This window comes from Polyangiaceae bacterium (assembly GCA_020633205.1).
GTDB lineage: Bacteria > Myxococcota_A > Polyangia > Polyangiales > Polyangiaceae > JAHBVY01.
The window spans coordinates 300,702-319,056 of record JACKEB010000011.1 but is presented as its reverse complement, the minus strand read 5'-3'; the positions used below and the strand labels follow the sequence as shown (position 1 = coordinate 319,056).

Sequence of the window (18,355 nt, the reverse complement as noted above, 5' to 3'; positions counted from 1 at the left end):
GCGCTGGCGTTGCCGCGAACGCCGCCTGCAGCTCATCTCCCCGGAACGAAATCACCCCAGGGCAACTCCGAGCTGTCCGCAAACCAGCATACGCCCGCTGCCGAGCTACTCACCGGTCAACGCCTGGCACGTCGACCTCAAGACGGGTGACTCTACTTTCGCTCGCTGAATCGTCTCTGAGACTCAGGAAGCTTCGAAACCGGGTGGGCGCGCTCGACTACCCAACTCCCCGCGGAAACTTTTCCACCAATTCGAGCAAGCAACTGCTCCAGGCACACACGCAGCTCGAGACGCGACGCTTTGCGACCCAACGCCTCGTCCAGCTCCGCGTCCCTACCCATCAGCACACGAGCTTCTCGCAAGACCTCCTCATCCGTGAGCTCATCCCACGTGGCCAGCAACTGGGTGAGCATGAGCTGATCGTGTTCGAGCAGCTCAGGGCGCTTGTTCACCTCCAGCGCGATCTCCACGAAGTTGTGATACTCGCCGAGCAATCTCTGGCCGCTCAGTATCGACACCTCAGAGACCTTGTCCCCCGCTAGCCATTCGCGCATCTGCCGCTGGAGCTGACGCACCAACATGCGGTCGTGGATGCGGAGATCCGGATAGCACTCTCGACCAACCAACTTGGCTAGCGTGGTCGCCGCACGGCGAATCGAGAGTTCCACGTCACGCTCGTTGGTGCGGCTCGCCTCGGTGCGCAGCTTCGCGTACGCGCGCCGCGCGGCCAGCGCCTGCTGGAGTTCGTCCAGGTAGTATTCAGTTTCGGGTTCGCACCCCAGGACTTGGCAAGCAAGCAAGTCGGCGGACCGCAGGCTGCGCAGCAACTCGCGCCGCACCTTGCTCGCCGCGCGAATCACGGACCAGCTGTCCTTGTTGGTCTCGGCGCGCTTCAGTTCGCCGCTGAGGCCGCCCAGCGCGAACCGGCCGACGAACACCGCATCCGCAAGGCGTACCAACGCGCGAGGGCGATCACCTGAGTAGTTATCCAGGCGTTCTGAGATCGCGCCGTAGGCTTCCCGTGTCTGTTCGAGGGCAACACGGGCCAGCCTGTGCAGCACAGCAACGTCGCCCTCCTCCTCGAACGCGGGTGCGTCGATCGCTAGTGCAGCCTGCACTGCACTAGCGACAAGCCCTTTGGCGTGCTTGCTGAGTTCGCTCAGCTCATCGGGCATCACATCCTCTGCTACAGCGAGGCTTCCACGATGCCGACCGCGGCTCGAGACTTGACGATCACCATACCGATGTTCGCGCTGCCACGGGTCACCAGCACGAGCGCGTGATTCGGTTCCTTCTTGCCGCGAAGAAACACGTGAATCAGGTTCTCGCTGAGCACCAAGATTTCTTTGAAGTAGTGACGGTCGTCGTTCGGCATACCCCGGGACTGCTTGAACAGCTGCTCGATCGCGACGACGTTGGACCCCTGGAATAGATCGGCCGTCGCGGCAGAAACGAGGTCCAACACTTCACTGGGGTGGGAGTCTACCGTCCTGACCGCGAGCAACATACCAGTTGTCATGTCTACGTAGCCCGCGGCTACACATTCGGGGACGGATGCTTGGGCTTGAGCAATGGCTGCAGTCCGTCAGGCGAGTCGAACCCCGCTACGTCCAAAGCGCCGAACAGGTGCGCTTCCTTGAAGTTTTCGAAAGGCGCTATCGCGCTGCTTCGAGTTCTCAATCCCCTCACATCTGATCCCCTCACACCGCGGCCGTACCGGCACGATGCTCGCCGCTTACCTGATCTACTCCGCCGGTCTGCGCGCTGAAGAAGCGCAACTAGGAGCTAACGAATGTCCCTCGAGAAAGCCAGCCCGCCCTTGCAATGAAACACCACCCGCTTGCCGCCGGCGATGCGCGACTCGACCTGTTGCAATACGGGAATGCATTCCGACAGCACGGGGGCTCCCATGTCGGGGATGGGGAACCACAGATATTCGAAGTGGGGAGACAGCTCGATTTTTGTTTCTTCGAGACCAACCAACGTATCGATTTGTAGGAGTCGTAACCCCGCCTCGTCTTCAGCGCCTTCGCGCAAGAGCCCTGGTCGCGGTACGCCGCCCAGGCGATCTCGAATGACCCAACGAAAGCCGCGCGGAATCAGGGCCGCGCGGCTCGTCTCCCCAGAAGGCGGTATGCTGGGAGCTGGCAACGCGCAGTTGCCGCTGTCGACGTACTGGAGCCCGGCGGTTGAAGAAGGGTTCAGAAAAAACCGCTTTGCTTCGCCAACCTCTTGAATCGTTCCCCCGCTGAGCAACGCAACGCTTGCGCCCAACTCGAGCGCGTCCCGCCGGTTGTGAGTGGAATAGACGACACCACAAAGCATCGAGAGTCGCCGGACGCAGTCGATCAATGTCTCTCGCTCGGCCTCATCCAACCCGACACTCGGTTCGTCAAGCAGCACCAGTTGCGGTTGACGCACCGCAGCTCGAACAATTGCGACCAACCGCCGCTCGCCCGCGCCGAGCGCGAGCATCTTCTCTTCCTTGCGTGCGCTCAGCTGCTCCACACCAAGCCGCGTGAACAGTCTCTCCAAGATCTCTTCCTGTTCGAGGCGCGTCAGTCGAGAGCGATTCGGCAACGCGCTCACCAGGTTCTCTCGAACCGTCGAGACGTAGTTCACCGCACGCTGGGCGACGAGCTCGACCGCGTCGGGATCTGGCATCAACTCGCCTGAAACGACCAGCTCCGGTTGACTGGTGTGCATTCCCGCGAGGATACGCAGCAGCGTAGACTTACCCGCCCCACCCGGCCCCATGAGGGCGAGCACACCCCGAGCAGGCAGCTCCAGATTCACCCCCTGAAGCACTGCCCGCTCACCGTACGCTGCGGTGAGGTCAGGCAAGGAGACCAGGCTAGGGGACGCCACCCGCCCCGAGCAAGCGCATTCTGTAGCAATCCTACATTCGAGAGTTGATGGAGTCCTCGACAATGAAAATCAATTTCAGATCGCTTTCCCCGAGGAACCAAGTGGCCTGTCCATCTCGTTTTGAGACGCTTGAGACCCTTGTCCAAGGGTTGTCCAAGCCGTGTTGTCCATGGATCAGCCAGTTGCGAGTCTATCCACCTGGAAACCCGGACTATGGTACGGCCCGGAGCCGCACCCCAATGAGCGCAAGCATTACGCGTTGGTCGCGAGGGGTGTGGTCGTGTCGCTTTGTTCCAACGCGTTGGCTAGCCCTCAGCTCAGCAGCGCTTCGTACAGGCGGATCTGGTACTCGAGCTCGTCCCCTTCAGCTTCTCGACCAACGTCACGCAGCTTGCGCTGCTCGAAGCAGAGGCAACGCTGAACGACCGTGTGCGCCTTGGGCAGCTCTCCGTACTGGTCGTAGTAGGCCCGCGCTGATGCAGCGAGCTTCGCTTGCTCTTCCACGGACTCAGGTACGGGGAACATACGCTCAGCGCGCTCCGCAAACGCCGCAATTTCCGCCCAGGACACCGAAGGGCCTGGTTCGATCGAGCCGCGTAGGCCATCGAGCATCACCACGTCGAACCACAGTCGACCGGCGAAGCCCCGATACACAACCTGACGGGTCAGGCGTGCGATGCGTCGCAAGCCCGGTTGCAGAGGTTCAGCGCGGTCCACGGCGTCCCCTTTGGACTTGGCACCTCCATCCGCCGTCGCTGAGCTCCAGCTTCCATCGGTGGTCAACAACACACCAAAGCGTTGCACCGAAGGCCCGAGCTTCGAGAGGTCTTGGGTGAGGCGCTCCACTCGTTCCTCGAAGGTCTGTCCCTGAGCGAGCTTGGCTTCGCGGATCTCGACCCCGATGGCTGGGGCCGAGCCGATGCTCAGGCTCAACCGAGCGGCCTTCTTCTCCATTCCACGCGGAATCATCAACAGATCCATGCGTCGCTCTTCGACCAGGCAGGTCCAGCCCAAGGGTTCCAACGCCGGGTCCAGCTGAAACGCCAACTCGAGAGCCAGCCAGCTCTCGATGCTGCCCTTCGACAGGTGGTGTCCGAGCGCCGGGTTCGCAGCAACCAGCGCCAGGGACTCCAGCAACGAGCGCATGGCGAGGCTACCCGGAAGCGGGGCGAGGGGATCCATCGTAGGAATTGAAGTTTTTGGAACCTCCGCTGTCAATCGCCGTCAGCGACGCTGACGAAGATTCCAACCTGGAAACAACACGCCTGATGGCACTCCAGGTCAGCGCGAGTCGCAGCCGTGTGCCGGGTTTGTGACTGATGACGCCCTCGGCGTTCTCGGAAAGGCCGGTTGGAACCGACTACTCACGCAACTGCTTGCAGCACAGCTCCGCCTCGCGCACCTCACCCGACAGCGTCACATATAGGCGCCCGTCGTTGCGCACCAGCTCGAAGCTCAGTGCGCGCCCGTCGTGCTGTTCGAGCCACCCCACGAAATCGGTGGGGAACTCCCAGACCTTGATTAATTCCTCACGGAAAATTTCTTGCTTCTCGAGCTGTCGCTTGAGGTGAGTCAGCGAGTCGTCCGTGTATAGCTCGACGCGGTCACAGGACTTGGACGCCTTGTGTAGACGCTCGGCCGAAGGCGCACCCACGTCGATCCAGGCCAAGCGGCGACCCGTGAGATCCGTAATCGCCACCGGAGGCTCGGAAGTGTCCGACAGTCCTCCCTTGGAGAAGCCAATGCCCTCCTCGTACGCCAGGCAGTACGCGAGGGTCCGTAGCCACAGGTAGCGCATCGACTCCGAAGGGTGACGCGCGAGGCGCAACTCGAGCTGCTCGTACACGCCGCGCTCGACATCGGAGAGCGTCACGTCCCAGCGATAGATGGTTGCGGTGAGGGCCACGACCTGCAGTCTATGCACGAGCTCAGTCGACGATTCAATCGGGCCAGAGCCGCCGCAACTCGCGCACCCCCCGCCCTGTCTTCTTCCGTAGCAGGTTGCGCAACGTCACGCCGTCCAGGTAACCGACCTCCCGAGCGATGTCGTCAACGCTCGCGTCGGTCGTACGCAGCCGATGGATGGCTTGCTCGACGCGCAAATCTTGAACGAATCCCAAGGGGCTCCGGCCCAGTACTCTTTGGGTGCGTCGGGCCAGTGTTCTGACGCTCGTGCCGATGGCTCTCGCCGCATCTTCCACTGAGAGCTGCTCAGCAATGTGTCCCCGCGCCCAGCGCTCGAAGGCCTCCACCAGGGGATCCGCATGAGCAAGTTGATCCGGGATGGCGTGCAGCGCCGGGGTGGAACGCGCCTCGACCAGCAAGTAGCGCGACACCAACGTGGCCAACGTCGGGCTCTTGCTGCGCACGAGCCACAGCGCGAGGTCGAGGTGCGCCAGCGCAGCTCCCGCCGTGACGCAGCGACCGTTCTCCACCACCATCGTCGAGTCGTCGAGCTTTACCTCAGGGAAACGTTTCCTGAACGTTGGCCCGAGCCACCAGGTCGTCGTGGCGCTTCCACCATCCAACAGGCCCGTCTCGGCGAGCACGAAGGTACCCGTGCAAGCCGCAAGCAGGCGCGCGCGCTCCGAGTAGCGTTGACGGAGCCAGGCGCACGCCTCACTCACGTCGCTGCGTTCGAGCGCCTCGCAGATCGTCTCCGGCGTCTTGCAACCCAGGGCCGGGAGCAGCACCACACTCGCCCGGGCCTCTTGCTTCAAGGCAACGACAGGCACCCTGAAGCCAAGCGCGGTATGCACGTCTCCGCGCAGCCCCAGCGTACGCACGTCGAAGCGTACTCGCGGTCCGGGCACGTTGGGCGCCAGTTCATTCGCGGTCTTCAACGTGTCCAGCAGCGCCGCCAGGCCCAGGTCGAACACCCCATCCAGGACGAGCACATCGATGCGCATGGCTGAAATGATATCAACGTTGTCGCTTCTGCCAATGGGCCCCAGCGACTCAGACATCTAGGCTCACTCCTCGAAGCGCCGCACCTTCGCAAGAACAGCGACCAACCCGCGCGCGCTGAAAGGAGCTACTCATGGTCAAAGTCGGACTACTCGCAACCATCAAGGCCAAGCCCGGTAAGGAAGCCGCCGTCACAGAGCTGCTCTCGGGTGCTGTCGCGCTCGCCAATCAAGAAGCCAAGACGGTGGTCTGGTTCTCGTTTCGTATCGACGACTCCAGCTTTGGCGTCTTTGACGCGTTCGCCGACGAGAGCGGCCGCAAGGCGCACCTCGAGGGTGAGATCGCCAAGGCCTTGATGGCAAAGGCAGAGGAACTCCTCGCGGAACCGCCGAGCATCAAGCCCGTGGACCTCTTGGGGGTCAAGCTCAGCGCCTGACCCGTCGTGAAAAGTGGCACCTCACCCCCACCTGCCCTCCTGGATGCGACAGAGCTTCTGTGGGCTTTCGAGGGTTTGGGGGTGAGGGCTCAAGGTTTTCCACGGCTTAACCGTTTGGCAGGCCATGGACCTCCCTCGCATCCTAATCGTGGACGACGATCCCGGCGCGATCCACATCTTGGCTCGTCTGCTCTCGGGGATCGCCGCGCTGAGTGTGGCGACGACGGGCGCCGACGCCCTGCGCATCGCCGCAGAGACACCGCCAGATCTGATCCTGCTTGACGCAGAAATGCCGGGAATGAACGGCTTCGAGGTGTGCGCCGCACTGAAGCAGGAGCCGGCGCTCGCGCACATCCCGGTGATCTTCGTGACCTCGCACAAGGACGAGGACTTCGAGGTCACCGGCTTCGACGCCGGTGCGGCGGACTTCATCGGCAAACCGATCAACCCGCGCCTGGTGCTCGTACGCGTGCAGAACCAGCTGAACGTCAAACGCATGGGCGATCAGCTGCGCCGGAACGCGAACACAGATGGCCTGACCGGGCTGTTCAATCGGGCTTGGCTGGATCACGCGCTGACGACGGAGTGGCGTAGAGCCCGTCGCAGTCGCGAGCCGCTCTCCATGCTGCTGATCGACGTCGACCACTTCAAACTCTACAACGACCACTACGGACACCCAGCTGGAGATCGCTGCTTACAAGCCGTGGCGGAGGCACTACAGGAAGTCTGCCGTCGCCCCGCGGATACGGCCGCGCGCTTTGGTGGCGAAGAGTTCGCCGTCTTGTTGGCCGATACCGATGAACGCGGCGCGGAGGTCGTCGCACAGAAGTTGCTCGCCGCCATCGCGTCCCTCGGGCTGGAACACGGGAGGTCCCCCACGTCGCCGCTGGTGTCCGTGAGCGTCGGGATGGCAACCTGGGATCCGCGCCCTTTCGGTAGCCTCAGGCCGCCCGATGAGTCTGACGTAGAAATCGCAGCATTCATCGAACGCGCAGACCGCGGCCTGTACGCAGCCAAGCACGCCGGTAGAGCCCGTGCTTGCTGGGCTCCCGAAACCGACGAAGTGAAGGCTACCGGGACGTGAACCGAGGGCCGCGACCCCTACGTCCGCTGTTCGCCGCGCTCGGGATCTTGGTCGCTGGCCTCGCGCTCTCGCTCCTGCTGGCGGAGCAGCAAAAACAACACAACGAGTCCATCGCACGGGAGCGCTTTCAACGGCTCAGCGACCACGCCCTGAACAGCATCCAGCAGCGGGTGCACCTCTACGAGTACGGTTTGCGAGGCGCGCGAGGCGCCGTGGTAGCTCAAGAGCCCACGCGCATCACGCGTGAGCAGTTCATTGCCTACAGCCGCACCCGCGACATCGACCTGGAGTTCCCCGGGGCGCGGGGCATGGGGGTGATCTGGCGGGTACCCCAGACCGACGAGAAGTCCTTTGTTGAATCCGCGCGGCATAATGGCTTGGCAGACTTCAAAGTCTCGGAGCTGGCACCGAATCGCGAAGAACGCTACGTGATCGAGTACATCGAGCCCGCCTGGCGCAACCAGCAAGCAGTTGGGCTCGACATCGGTTCTGAGTCCCGGCGCCGCGAAGCCGCTACCCGCGCCATGCTGGAAGGGCGGGCGATCCTCACGGCGCCGATCACTTTGGTGCAAGCGACTGGCAACCCGCTGCAGTCGTTCCTGTTGCTGCTGCCCATCTATGAGCCTGGCAAAGCCAGCCGGACGCTGGCAGAGCGCCAGCGGGCATGCATCGGCTGGTCCTACGCTCCGTTGGTGATGGCCGAGGTGCTCGAGGACGTCACCCTTGGCGAAGAAGTAGCAGTCACGCTGCGAGACGCAGCGACCCGCGACGAAGCTCCCTTCTTCGCGGCTGGGGACGCGGACCTCACCCAGACTCGCCTCCATACGACCAAGCAGTTCGAGATGTTCGGCCGGACCTGGGAAGCAGAGCTGCAACCGACGCCCCACTTCACGGAGCACCTGGAGCTCACGAGCCCGGGCCTGGTCGCGCTAATCAGCAGCTTGATCACCCTCCTGCTCAGCGGACTCGCCTACCAGGTGGCACGCACTCGGCAGCGTGATGCCATTATCCGTGCGGAACAGGATTTGCGTGCCGCGATCGTGGAGACCTCCCCGGATGCGATCATCGGCGAGTCCCTGGACGGCATCGTCATCCAGTGGAACCGGGGCGCTGAGCGGCTGTTCGGCTACAGCGCGCGGGAGGCGATCGGCAAGCCATTGGCTCAGTTGATCCTGAACGAAGAGCAGGCTCGCGAGGACGCCGGGTTGTGCAGGCGGGTGGCGCAGGGCCAGCAAGTGCCGGCGTTCGAGGCGGTGCGCAAGACGAGGCTCGGCGCGCTGATCGACGTCTCGATAGCCGTCTCCGGCATACACACCGACCCACGCGGTGGACGCTTCTTCACCAAGACCTTGCGCGACATCCGCGAGACGAAGCGAGCGGAGCGAGCTATCCGCGCGCTGAACCACGACCTAGAGGATCAGGTCTCGGAGCGCACACAGAAGCTGAACGCCACGCTCCACGACCTGGAGAACATCCTGGATGCGCTGCCATCGCTCGTGTCGTACTGGGACAGAGACCTCAAGAACCGCTTCGCGAACCGAGTGTTCAAGGACTGGTTCGGGCTCGATCCGCTGACGCTACCAGGCAAGCACATCCTGGAGGTGATGGGTGAGCGAGCCAAGGAGATCCTACCCGCGTTCGAGGCGGCCCTGCGCGGTGAGCCCCAGGTCCTCGAACGTCATCTCGTAGATCCACAGGGCAAGAAGGTATCCAGCGTCCTGCGCCTGATACCCGACTTCAAAGACGGCGAGGTCATCGGCTTCTACGCGATGGCCTTCGACATCACGCCTCAGGTCGAAGCGCGGCTACAGTTGGCACAAGCCTCGCGTGACAACCAAGCCTTGCTCGGCACGATTCACGAGCTCGCGATCGTGTCGGTGACCGATCGCAAGGGGCGCATCATCGACGCGAACCCCAAGTTCTGCGAGATCTCCGGCTACACCCGTGAAGAACTGGTCGGCCAGACCCACGCCATCATCAACTCCGGTGAGCACGACGCTGCGTTCTGGCGCGACCTCTGGCGCACGATTGCCGCTGGTAAGCCCTGGCGCGGGATCGTGTGTAACCGCAACAAAGACGGCAGCCTGTACTGGGTGGATAGCATGGTGGCTCCGTTCATCGGTGCCGACGGCAAGATCCAAAAGTACGTGTCGATCCGCTTCGACATCACCGAGCGCTATCAAATCGAGCACGCGCTGCTCGCAGCCCACGAGCGCGCCGGACTGGCAACCGACAGTGCCGGCATTGGCATCTTCGAGCGCGACATCACGAGCGGGTCGCTGGTCTGGGACGACTGGATGTATCGCCTCTACGGGCGTGAAGTCGGAGATGCTGAACCCCAAGAGATCTGGGCACAGGCTCTACATCCAGACGACGCCAAACGCGTGTTACTGGAGGTAGGTCAGGCCGTCGCCAGCGCAGACAGCTTTGACAGCGAGTTCCGTATCATCCGGCCGAATGGTGAAGTTCGTCACCTCAAGGCATCCGCGAAAATCACCCGAGACGCAGACGGCAAGGCCCTGCGCATGGTGGGCGTCAACTTCGATATCACCGCGCGGAAGCGCGCGGAGCTCGACCTCTTGGATGCCAAGGGCAAGGCCGAGCGGGCGAATCAGGTCAAGGGACAGTTCCTCGCCAATATGAGCCACGAGATCCGCACGCCGATGAACGCGGTGATGGGCCTCACCTTCCTCCTCGGTCAGACAGCGCTCGATGCCGAGCAAGCCGGCCTGCTCAAGAAGATGCAGAAGGCGAGCAAGTCGCTGCTAGCCCTGATCAACGACGTGCTGGACATGTCCAAGATCGAGGCGGGCGAGTTGAGCGTCGAGCACGTCCCGTTCGACCTGCACGCGTCGCTCGAGGAGCTGTGTGACCTCGCTCAGGTTCAGGCAGAAACCAAACACATCTCCATGACCCTGAGCATCGACGCATCAGTTCCTCAGGGCATCGTGGGGGACATCACCAAGATCAACCAGATCTTGAACAACCTGGTTTCCAACGCGATCAAGTTCACGGAACGCGGCGGAGTCAGCTTGCGGGTGAGCGCGGAGAACTTGGAGCACAACGCGGTTCAGCTGGTGTTCGAAATCCAAGACACCGGCATGGGGATGACACCCTCCATTCAGGCCAAGCTGTTCCAACCCTTCGTTCAGGCGGATGCTTCGACGACACGCCGCTTTGGGGGCAGCGGGCTCGGCCTGTCCATTGTCAAGCGCCTCGCGGAGTTGATGGGCGGCGGCGTGGTCCTTGAGAGCGAACTGGGCAAAGGCAGCAGGTTCCGCGTCAGCTTCCCAGTGGAGCGCGCTGACTTGCCGTCTGTTCCGCTGCAGCTGACTCAGTTACCGGAAACTGCCGCCTCTCTGCAGAACGTGCGTGCGCTAGTCGTCGACGACAGCGACACGAACCTATTCGTCGCGAGGCGCATCCTGGAACAGCAGGGGGCGAGCGTCTCACTCGCGACCAACGGCCGAGAGGCAGTGGATCTGCTGCGCGCCAATCCAGAAGGCTTCGACATCGTGCTGATGGACGTGCAGATGCCGGAGCTCGATGGTCGAGCCGCCACGCGCATGATCCGCAAGGAACTAAAGCTCGAGCTGCCCGTGATCGCGCTCACAGCAGAAGTGCGCACAGTCGAACGTAAGCGTGCGCTACGTTCAGGCATGGACGACTTCGTCAGCAAGCCGTTCGAGGCGCGAGAACTCATCCGGGCTATTCAGCGGCAGCTGTACGGGCGCGGGACGTTGAGCTCCCTACCAGCCAACGATGCCGACAGCCGGTGGCCAACGCTCCGGGAGATCGACGTCGCTGAGGCCAAGCTGCGCCTGAGCGGCGACTTCGAGCTATTCAAAGACCTGATCGGCCGCTTCCTCGAGGAGCACACCCACGCGCCCAGCGCGTCTCACCCCCAGACCGAAGCAGGCCGCGACGCCCTGGCAAAGCAGCTCCACAAGCTGAAGGGAGCGGCGGGTGCCTTCGGTGCGAAATCGGTGCACCAGCTCGCGACACGGGCGGAAGCCTCTTGCCTCGAGACGGAGGACGTCCACACCGATCTGCTGCTCACCGCGCTGGAGCAGGCCGTGACCAGTCTACGGGGGGAAATCTCCGAGTACCTTGCGGGTCCGACTCCAGAGGCGACTCGCACCTCCGAGCTAGACCGGGAGACCGACTGGAGCGCGCTGGAAGACTTCTTGCGCCTGCTGGAGCTGCAAGACTTCACCTCACTCGCGCGCTTCGAGGAGCTGCAAGCGGACATCGCAAGCGCGCTCGGGCCGACGGGCACTCAAGAGCTGAAGAGTGAGCTCCAGGGCCTGGACTTCAACGCCGCCTCGAACCGTCTCCGCAGGGCAATACCCACAGAGCACCGAGCCTCGGCGTAGCTCAGAGGAGCTTCGACCGAGCTACCTCAACCGCCTCCTCCAGAGAAGCACAGACGAGCACGTCCTCGTTCAGGAGCTTCGCTTTGGTGAGCAACCCAAGGGGTTGTGGACACACTCCGCAGAGCAGCGCCAGGCGCCCTTGATCGTGCAGGCTAGTCAGCGCGCTCTCCAGGGCCACCAACCCGGTGGCGTCCATGGCGTGCACCTGATCCATGCAAAGGATCACGACTCGCGTGTCGCCGTCCACCACCTCGAGCGCGGCCATCGCCTTCTGCGCCGCACCGAAGAACAGCGGACCGGAGATTTCGTACAGCGCCACGTGGGGAGGCAGCTCGGCGCGGGCAACGTCGGCTCCCGACTCCGCCAACCGCGCCTCCGTGACCTCCGCCATGCGTCGCATGAACAGGAAGGCCGCAAGCACCATCCCCACGGAAACTCCGATCACCATATCGAAGCCCACCGTGAGCACGTAGCAAGTGAGCAAGACGGCCACGTCGCTCTTCGGAGCAACCCGCAGCGTGTGAGCGAAATGCTTGGCCTCTGACATATTCCAGGCCACCAGCAGGAGCAGCGCCGCCAAGGCGGCCATCGGCAAGTAGCCCAGCAACGGCGCCAAGAGCAGCACGGCGCTCAGCACCGTGAGCGCGTGCACCATCGACGCGATGGGTGAGCGCGCACCTCCACGGATGTTCGTCGCTGTTCGGGCGATGGCGCCGGTGGCCGGAATGCCACCAAAGAATGGCGTGACCAGATTGCCAACCCCCTGAGCAATCAGCTCCGCATCGGGATCGTGCTTCGTGCGAACCATGCCATCGGCGACCACCGCCGAGAGCAGCGATTCGATGGCACCGAGCATCGCGATCGCCAGTGCACCGGGGAGCAGTTCCCTGAGCGTCTCGAAGCTAACGTCGAGCGGCCGCGTCCCCGCCTCCCAGGGCAAACCAGGCAGCGGGGGGAGCTGAGGAATACCGTTGACCAGCCTTCCATTTATTTCCGTATGAAAACGCTCAGCGATCGTCGCGACGTGAAACTCGGGTACGGAGCGCGTCAGCACCCACGCCATGAGGGCGGCACCAGGCAGCGCGACCAAGGGGGCCGGCACCCGCCGCGTGAGCTTCGGTACGCCGAGCAGCAGCACAAGGGTGAACACCCCCACTCCAAGTTCCCACTTGGACGCCGTACCTCGAGCGGCAAACATCGCCCACAGCTTGCCGGTGAAGTGCTCTGGGTTGCTCGCCGTGTGCAGGCCGAGCAAGTCCTTGATCTGGAGACTTGCGATCACAGTCGCGATCCCCGCGGTAAAGCCCGTGGTCACGGGATGGGGAATGAACTGGATCAGGCGCCCAAGCCGAAACAGCCCCATCGCGATCAAGATGGCCCCGCCAAGCAGGCCGGACACCAACAAGCCCGCCGCACCGAACTTGGCGTAGATCGGCGCGAGGATCACGATGAACGCCGCGGTTGGCCCTGTCACCTGCGTGCGCGAACCACCAAGCAGCGCACACAGAAACCCCGCAACGATCGCCGTGTAGAGCCCGCGCTGCGGCTCCACACCAACGGCGATCGCGAGCGCCATCGACAGGGGCAGCGCGACCACCCCGACGACGACGCCGGCTAGCGCGTCTCTTCGGAACTCACCCCAGCCGTAGCCTTCCCGGAGCACAGCCCGCAACGCCGCCCCGGGCAAGCTCCCGAGGGATATCGATTGAGAAGCACCCAAGTGGCGGGTACGCGCCATAGGTGGCGCCTCCTACTCCTCGTCGGATACGAGTCAAGGCGCAAAGCCTGCGGCGGCCGCGAACGAAGCGTTCGTTGCCAAACTCTCGGGTCAGCTCACCACGAAGCGATGCACGGCTTCTGCGAGCTCTGGACCACGGTCCTCCTGCAGGAAGTGCCCGCCACCCACAATCGTGGTGTGCGCCTGGCCAGTTGCTCCTGGGACGATCTGTTGGAGCACCTTGTCCAGGCCGCGCATGATCGGATCCTCGTCGCTGAAGGCAGTCAAGAACGGCAGCTCCAGCGCCATCAGCTTCTGCAGCGCCTCACGGTTGGCAGGCGCTTCGGGGTCGTCGGGGGTCGCCGGGACGAGCAGCGGAAACTGCCGCGCACCCGCCTTGAAGGAGTCGTCGGGGAAAGGCGCGTCGTACGCCGCCACCACATCGGCGCTGAGATCCGTGGTGCAACCACCGTTGACGATGCCCCCGACCGGGAACTCGGGTGAGTTCTGGGAGAAATTTTTCCACGCAGCAAATGCGGGTCCTGGGTCGACATCCCCGGTGGGCAACATGGTGTTTGCCGCCACGCAGCGCGCAAAGCGCTCCGGTTGCTCCACTAGGAGTCGCAGACCCAGCAGTCCTCCCCAATCCTGACAGACCAGCGTGATTCGCTTCAGATCGACCGCCGTCAGCCAGTCTCGCAGCCAACCCAGGTGGCGCGCATAGGTGTAGTCCTCGCGCTGCGTGGGCTTGTCGGAACGACCAAAGCCGATCAAGTCCGGCGCGACACAGCGGTGGCCGTGCTCGACCAGCACCGGAATCATCTTGCGATAAAGGAAGGACCATGACGGCTCGCCGTGGAGCAGCAAGATCGGCGCCGCGTCCCGCGGTCCCTCATCCAGATAGGCCATACGCAGGCTGCCGCCGTCTCCCGAGGGAACCTCCACGTAGTGCGGCTGATACGGAAACTCAGGCAGGTTCTCGAAGCGTTCCTCGGGCGTGCGTACGTAGTCCATGGTCTCTCCTTGTATTTGAATACTCACTCAAAAATCGGGCACGAAAGGCTGGATGCAGGAGCGAAACGCCGCGCCTCACCCCCAAAAAACTAGTGAGGGCTGAGGCCTAGCTGCTGCAGCGCTTGATCCGTCAGCTCGATCAGCGACGCGCGGCGACTGGTCATTCGGCTGGCCACCAAGATCCCTTGAAACGCCACGGCGAGGTTCTTCGCTGCCGCCCGTGGATCCACGCACTCGGCGACTTGTCCAAGCTCCCGGGCGCGCGCAATCTGCCGCTGCATGCCCCGCTCCACCAGTCGCATCCCCGTTGCCACGCGGGAATGCACCTCAGCGTCTTCCATCCCGAGTTCAACCGCGGTGTTCAGCAGCAAGCAGGCAGGGCTGGGTGAGCCCTTCGAAACATGGGCAAAGGCGGAGGTGATGAACTCCCGAAGCTCCGTCAGCGGCGGGCCGTCACACTCCAGGTAGTGTTGTACCCGCGCGGTAATGACGCGCTCGATGTAGTGATCGATCACCCGCAAGAACAGCGAGTGCTTATTGCCAAACGCATGATACAGGCTGCCCGGCTTCAGCTTGGTCGCGTCCTCGAGGTCCTTCACGGAAGTCGCGCGGTAGCCCTGGTGCCAAAACACCAGCATGGCGGCGTCCAGCGCCTCACGCTCCTCGAAAGCCCTCGCCCGACCCATAGCGCAAACCCTAGCAGCGATTTTTAGATGATCACTCAAAAACGACTTGGCCCATCTTTCCGCGCACTTCTTGCATTTCTTGGGGGGAGAGGAGCGCCGGAACCCAGCGCTTGCGCTACACTCCCTCTGTGCAGGCCAGCCTCGCCAGCTCGGAGGACTTCGAGATCGTGACCCGGTCCACCGCGGTGGGTGGCCCGAGCTGGCGTCCGCTGCACGTCCATGACGACTTCGAGCTCAGCTACATCGAGGCCGGCCGCCTAGATTTCCGCACGTCAATCGGTGAGTTTGAAGCCGAGGCGGGTGACGCAATCTTGATGCTGCCCGAGGTGGGCAATCAGCCTCGCCTGGCGGGCCGGCTCACCCAGCTGCATCTATCGCGGTGCCAGCTGCAGGCGGCGAGAGATGCGCTGAACGTGAAGGTCCCGGAGCGTGTGCAGCGTTTCTCGCCGGGCGCGACCACCGCGCGGCTCATGGCGTTGCTCGCGACGTGCGCACGGGAGCTACCGGCCGGCGACCTCCAGCTCACGTCACTGGTCGACGCGATCACCCTGAGCCTCCTGCCACGCAACCCCGGGCGCGCTCAGGAGCCGCGGGACGCACGGATCCGCACGGCGATAGACTTCATCCACGGCAAGCTGCGAGAGGCAGTGAGTGTGGACGACATGGCGCGCGCCGCTGGCTTGACGCGCTTCGTGTTTCTGCGCCAGTTCAAGGCGCAGACCGGCACCACCCCTTATCGCTACTTGCTGGAGCGGCGCTTGGACTCCGCCCGGGAGCTTCTGCTGCAGAGTGAGAGCAGCGTGTTGAGCGTCGCGCTGGAGTTCGAGTTCAGGGATCCCGGCCGTTTCAGCCGCGCGTTTCGCCACCGCTTTGGTTACGCGCCAGGCGAGCTGTTGAAGCGCTAGCGATTCAGGCAGCCAGCGCACGAAGAGCCTAGTCTTCGTCACCATTCACCGAGACCCAAGGTTCGTGAGTCGCCAGGCTCCGTGCATGGCCCTCACCAACCAGCTGTGGCTCGCCGACCGCCAACGTTATCCCCGTATTCAGTTCCGCGTGGATCATTTCGTCGTCCCCGAGGCCGCGCGGGAAGCCTTCCTGGAGGCGAGCCACAGAAACTTCGCGTTCATTCGCACGCTGCCCGGGTTCCTTGGACACGTCATCCTGGAGAAGAGCGGCGGCCCGACGCGCTTCAACCTGAGCACCATCGCCGCCTGGGAGAGCCCGGAGGCGATCGCATCAGCGGTGGAGAAGGTGCAGGCGCACTACCAGTCGATCGGGTTCAATCCGCCAGCCTTCATGCGCGAGCTCGGCATCGAAGGTGAGCTGGGCAACTTCGACGCCCCGCACGCACTTCAGGAATAAGGTGCCAAAAAACCGCTCAGAAGCGCAGTCCTGCACTGATCCCCGCTTCGACTCCGAAGGGTGCCGCGTCTGGGTATTCGCGGCGATCGGGATCGGGACCATTGTATCCAATGTCGCAATCCTCCCCCACGGATCCTCCGAAGTTGTGAGCGTAGCCCACGAACGGTCCCACCCCGAAGGAGCCGCTGACGTACTGGGCCCGCACGCGTCCTCGCAGCACGAGGGGCGTGTAGTTCCGTGAGGCACAACCTCCCGTCTTGACCGTTTCACCAACCCCGACCCCCACGGCGGCGTCTCCGCCAACGCGCAGGGGGACTCCAGCTACGTCGAAGTGCAGCCCCAGCACCAAGGGGAACAGCTCCCACACGCCGTAGCTGGTGTTCTCGTCGCGCACCTCATCATGCAGTGAGAGCTGGTAGCGCGAGAATTCCCCTCCGATCGAGAAGGCGCCGTAGTTGGCGCTGATGCCCAGGAAATAGGCAGAGCGGAAGGCGCCGCCCCCCGGCAGCCAGGCAGCTGCAGCGCTCAGCTCCCGAAGCCAACGCTTCTGGGGGTGCCCATCCTGCGCCTTGGCCACCGCCGGGCCAACGAGCAAAGCCAGCGTCGCCCCCAAGATCGAACACACAGTACGACGTCCAGATCGAGTCTTCACAAGCGAGCCTCCAACGCGAGCCGGCGGCCGTTGCCACGCGGTCGCAAATTCCAAGAAGTAGGGTCCAGTTAGGTTAGCAGAGAAGCATCACCTCGCAGCGACCTGCTTCGTTCGTGGCAACGAATCGACTGCGAGACTCATGGGCAGCTCAGCGCCTGCTGCTCTTGGCGCACGCGGTCTGCACACTGCTCGAGTCGCAGCTTCAGGTCGCTCTTGGCGCTGACTAGCGAGTGGCCGAGGGACTCCGCTTGGAGATCCAGGGCAGCGCAGTCAGAACCGACCACGCAAGCCTCAGTTGGCACTTCGCCTGGCTCGATGCACAAGCCCGCGGCGCTGCAGTCTGCCGTTTCGAAGCAATTGCAGCTTCCTGGTGAGTCCGAGCTGCACCCTTCGATACCCGTGGGGAAACACGTGGGCTCCACCAGGCTTGGAACGAAGCACACTTGATTGGAGCCGCAGTCGGCGCTCTCCTCGCACAGCGTGCGGGGGCAACCGTTGGCGTCGAGCCGCGAGGTCGCACCACCACAACCTTCGGTGTTGCACAGCTCTTCCAGTAGGCACGGGAAGGCGCCGTCGCAGGCGCGTGCAGTGTGAGGACAGCTGAGTTCCTGCTGTTTGGCGTAGATGCGCGACAGGCACTCGCGGGTGCTCAGCTCGAGGTCGCCGCGGGTAGAGCCAAGCGCCAGCTCGAGGACCTCGACCTGTTGGTTGAGCGACGCGCAGTCCGTCGGCACGAAGCATGTTTCCCCAAGGATTTCAGCTTCGGGGATACAGCGGCCAAACAGCCCGCCGTCCAGCGAGTTGAGACACTCACAGCTACCGTCTGCCTTCATCTCGCAGCTGTCCATGGACGGCCCGAACTGAAGAATACACCGCTCACTGAGGCCGCAGTCGCCGGTCTCGGTGCACCCTAATCTCTGACAACCGTCCGCGCCGTAGCGAGCGTCCATGCCACCGCACTTCCGCTTGGTACACAGGCTCTCCAGCGTGCAGCTCCCCGGGCCACACGCTCCAGCGTGGGTGGCTTCGGGATCCGAGCTCGAGCAGCCGCCCATGACTCCAAGCGTCAAAGCCACACCCAGGAACGCCAGCGCTAACCTCACGTTGGGGAATGTGCGCTGACTCAGTGCGGCGTAGCAAGCTGCATTCGCTACCGTACGGCGACGCGAGCTTTTCACGACGACAGAAAGCTTTGCGCCGCCGTCACCCGCGCGTTGCTCGCCGGAGCTGCAACCCTTAGCCTGTCCATGGAT

At 63.5% G+C, this 18,355-nt stretch carries 16 protein-coding genes; 5 read left to right on the top strand and 11 right to left on the bottom strand.

Annotated elements, in window-relative coordinates; all coding sequences use genetic code 11:
• Window positions 1–152: 152 nt before the first annotated feature.
• The 6 genes from H6718_08020 to H6718_07995 form a co-directional block, all read right to left on the bottom strand.
• A complete protein-coding gene (locus H6718_08020; GenBank protein ID MCB9585329.1) occupies window positions 153–1,175 on the bottom strand; it encodes a hypothetical protein in 1,023 nt (340 codons plus the stop codon).
• 11 nt (window positions 1,176–1,186) lie between these two features.
• Window positions 1,187–1,573 carry a hypothetical protein gene (locus H6718_08015; protein MCB9585328.1) on the bottom strand — a complete coding sequence of 129 codons (387 nt, stop codon included), beginning with the start codon at window positions 1,571–1,573 and terminating at the stop codon, window positions 1,187–1,189.
• Window positions 1,574–1,785: 212 nt separating this feature from the next.
• Window positions 1,786–2,844 carry an ATP-binding cassette domain-containing protein gene (locus tag H6718_08010; protein MCB9585327.1) on the bottom strand — a complete coding sequence of 353 codons (1,059 nt, stop codon included), beginning with the start codon at window positions 2,842–2,844 and terminating at the stop codon, window positions 1,786–1,788.
• 336 nt (window positions 2,845–3,180) lie between these two features.
• On the bottom strand, window positions 3,181–4,050 hold the full coding sequence (locus H6718_08005) for a hypothetical protein (protein ID MCB9585326.1): 870 nt from the start codon (window positions 4,048–4,050) through the stop codon (window positions 3,181–3,183).
• 178 nt (window positions 4,051–4,228) lie between these two features.
• On the bottom strand, window positions 4,229–4,774 hold the full coding sequence (locus H6718_08000) for a YaeQ family protein (protein ID MCB9585325.1): 546 nt from the start codon (window positions 4,772–4,774) through the stop codon (window positions 4,229–4,231).
• A 34-nt stretch (window positions 4,775–4,808) separates the two neighbouring features.
• Window positions 4,809–5,777, bottom strand: a complete 969-nt coding sequence (locus H6718_07995; GenBank protein ID MCB9585324.1) for a helix-turn-helix domain-containing protein — start codon at window positions 5,775–5,777, stop codon at window positions 4,809–4,811.
• Between the two features lie 131 nt (window positions 5,778–5,908).
• Here H6718_07995 and H6718_07990 point away from each other — a divergent pair, with 131 nt between their 5' ends.
• From H6718_07990 to H6718_07980, 3 genes are all read left to right on the top strand, one after another.
• Window positions 5,909–6,211 (top strand): antibiotic biosynthesis monooxygenase, encoded by a 303-nt coding sequence (locus H6718_07990; protein ID MCB9585323.1) that lies wholly within the window; start codon window positions 5,909–5,911, stop codon window positions 6,209–6,211.
• A gap of 124 nt (window positions 6,212–6,335) precedes the next feature.
• Window positions 6,336–7,295, top strand: coding sequence for a diguanylate cyclase (locus H6718_07985; protein ID MCB9585322.1), 960 nt, complete (start codon window positions 6,336–6,338; stop codon window positions 7,293–7,295).
• A complete protein-coding gene (locus tag H6718_07980; GenBank protein MCB9585321.1) occupies window positions 7,292–11,671 on the top strand; it encodes a PAS domain S-box protein in 4,380 nt (1,459 codons plus the stop codon). Before H6718_07985 ends, H6718_07980 begins: the two co-directional genes overlap by 4 nt.
• A 1-nt stretch (window position 11,672) precedes the next feature.
• Here the strand turns inward: H6718_07980 and dauA are convergent, their stop codons facing one another.
• From dauA to H6718_07965, 3 genes are all read right to left on the bottom strand, one after another.
• Window positions 11,673–13,409: a C4-dicarboxylic acid transporter DauA gene (dauA, locus tag H6718_07975; GenBank protein ID MCB9585320.1), complete on the bottom strand. Its 1,737-nt coding sequence runs from the start codon at window positions 13,407–13,409 to the stop codon at window positions 11,673–11,675.
• A gap of 90 nt (window positions 13,410–13,499) precedes the next feature.
• On the bottom strand, window positions 13,500–14,402 hold the full coding sequence (locus H6718_07970) for a haloalkane dehalogenase (protein ID MCB9585319.1): 903 nt from the start codon (window positions 14,400–14,402) through the stop codon (window positions 13,500–13,502).
• Between the two features lie 89 nt (window positions 14,403–14,491).
• Window positions 14,492–15,088, bottom strand: a complete 597-nt coding sequence (locus H6718_07965; protein MCB9585318.1) for a TetR/AcrR family transcriptional regulator — start codon at window positions 15,086–15,088, stop codon at window positions 14,492–14,494.
• A gap of 128 nt (window positions 15,089–15,216) precedes the next feature.
• On the opposite strand from H6718_07965, the gene H6718_07960 reads away from it, so the two are divergent.
• Window positions 15,217–15,993, top strand: a complete 777-nt coding sequence (locus H6718_07960; GenBank protein ID MCB9585317.1) for a helix-turn-helix transcriptional regulator — start codon at window positions 15,217–15,219, stop codon at window positions 15,991–15,993.
• An 85-nt stretch (window positions 15,994–16,078) separates the two neighbouring features.
• The gene (locus H6718_07955) at window positions 16,079–16,450 is read left to right on the top strand and encodes an antibiotic biosynthesis monooxygenase (protein MCB9585316.1); all 372 of its coding nucleotides are present in this window, start codon (window positions 16,079–16,081) and stop codon (window positions 16,448–16,450) included.
• Window positions 16,451–16,466: 16 nt separating this feature from the next.
• Here H6718_07955 and H6718_07950 read toward each other — a convergent pair whose 3' ends face one another.
• Both H6718_07950 and H6718_07945 read right to left on the bottom strand, forming a co-directional pair.
• The gene (locus H6718_07950; protein ID MCB9585315.1) at window positions 16,467–17,102 is read right to left on the bottom strand and encodes a hypothetical protein; all 636 of its coding nucleotides are present in this window, start codon (window positions 17,100–17,102) and stop codon (window positions 16,467–16,469) included.
• Between the two features lie 137 nt (window positions 17,103–17,239).
• The gene (locus tag H6718_07945) at window positions 17,240–18,280 is read right to left on the bottom strand and encodes a hypothetical protein (protein ID MCB9585314.1); all 1,041 of its coding nucleotides are present in this window, start codon (window positions 18,278–18,280) and stop codon (window positions 17,240–17,242) included.
• Between the last annotated feature and the right edge of the window lie 75 nt (window positions 18,281–18,355).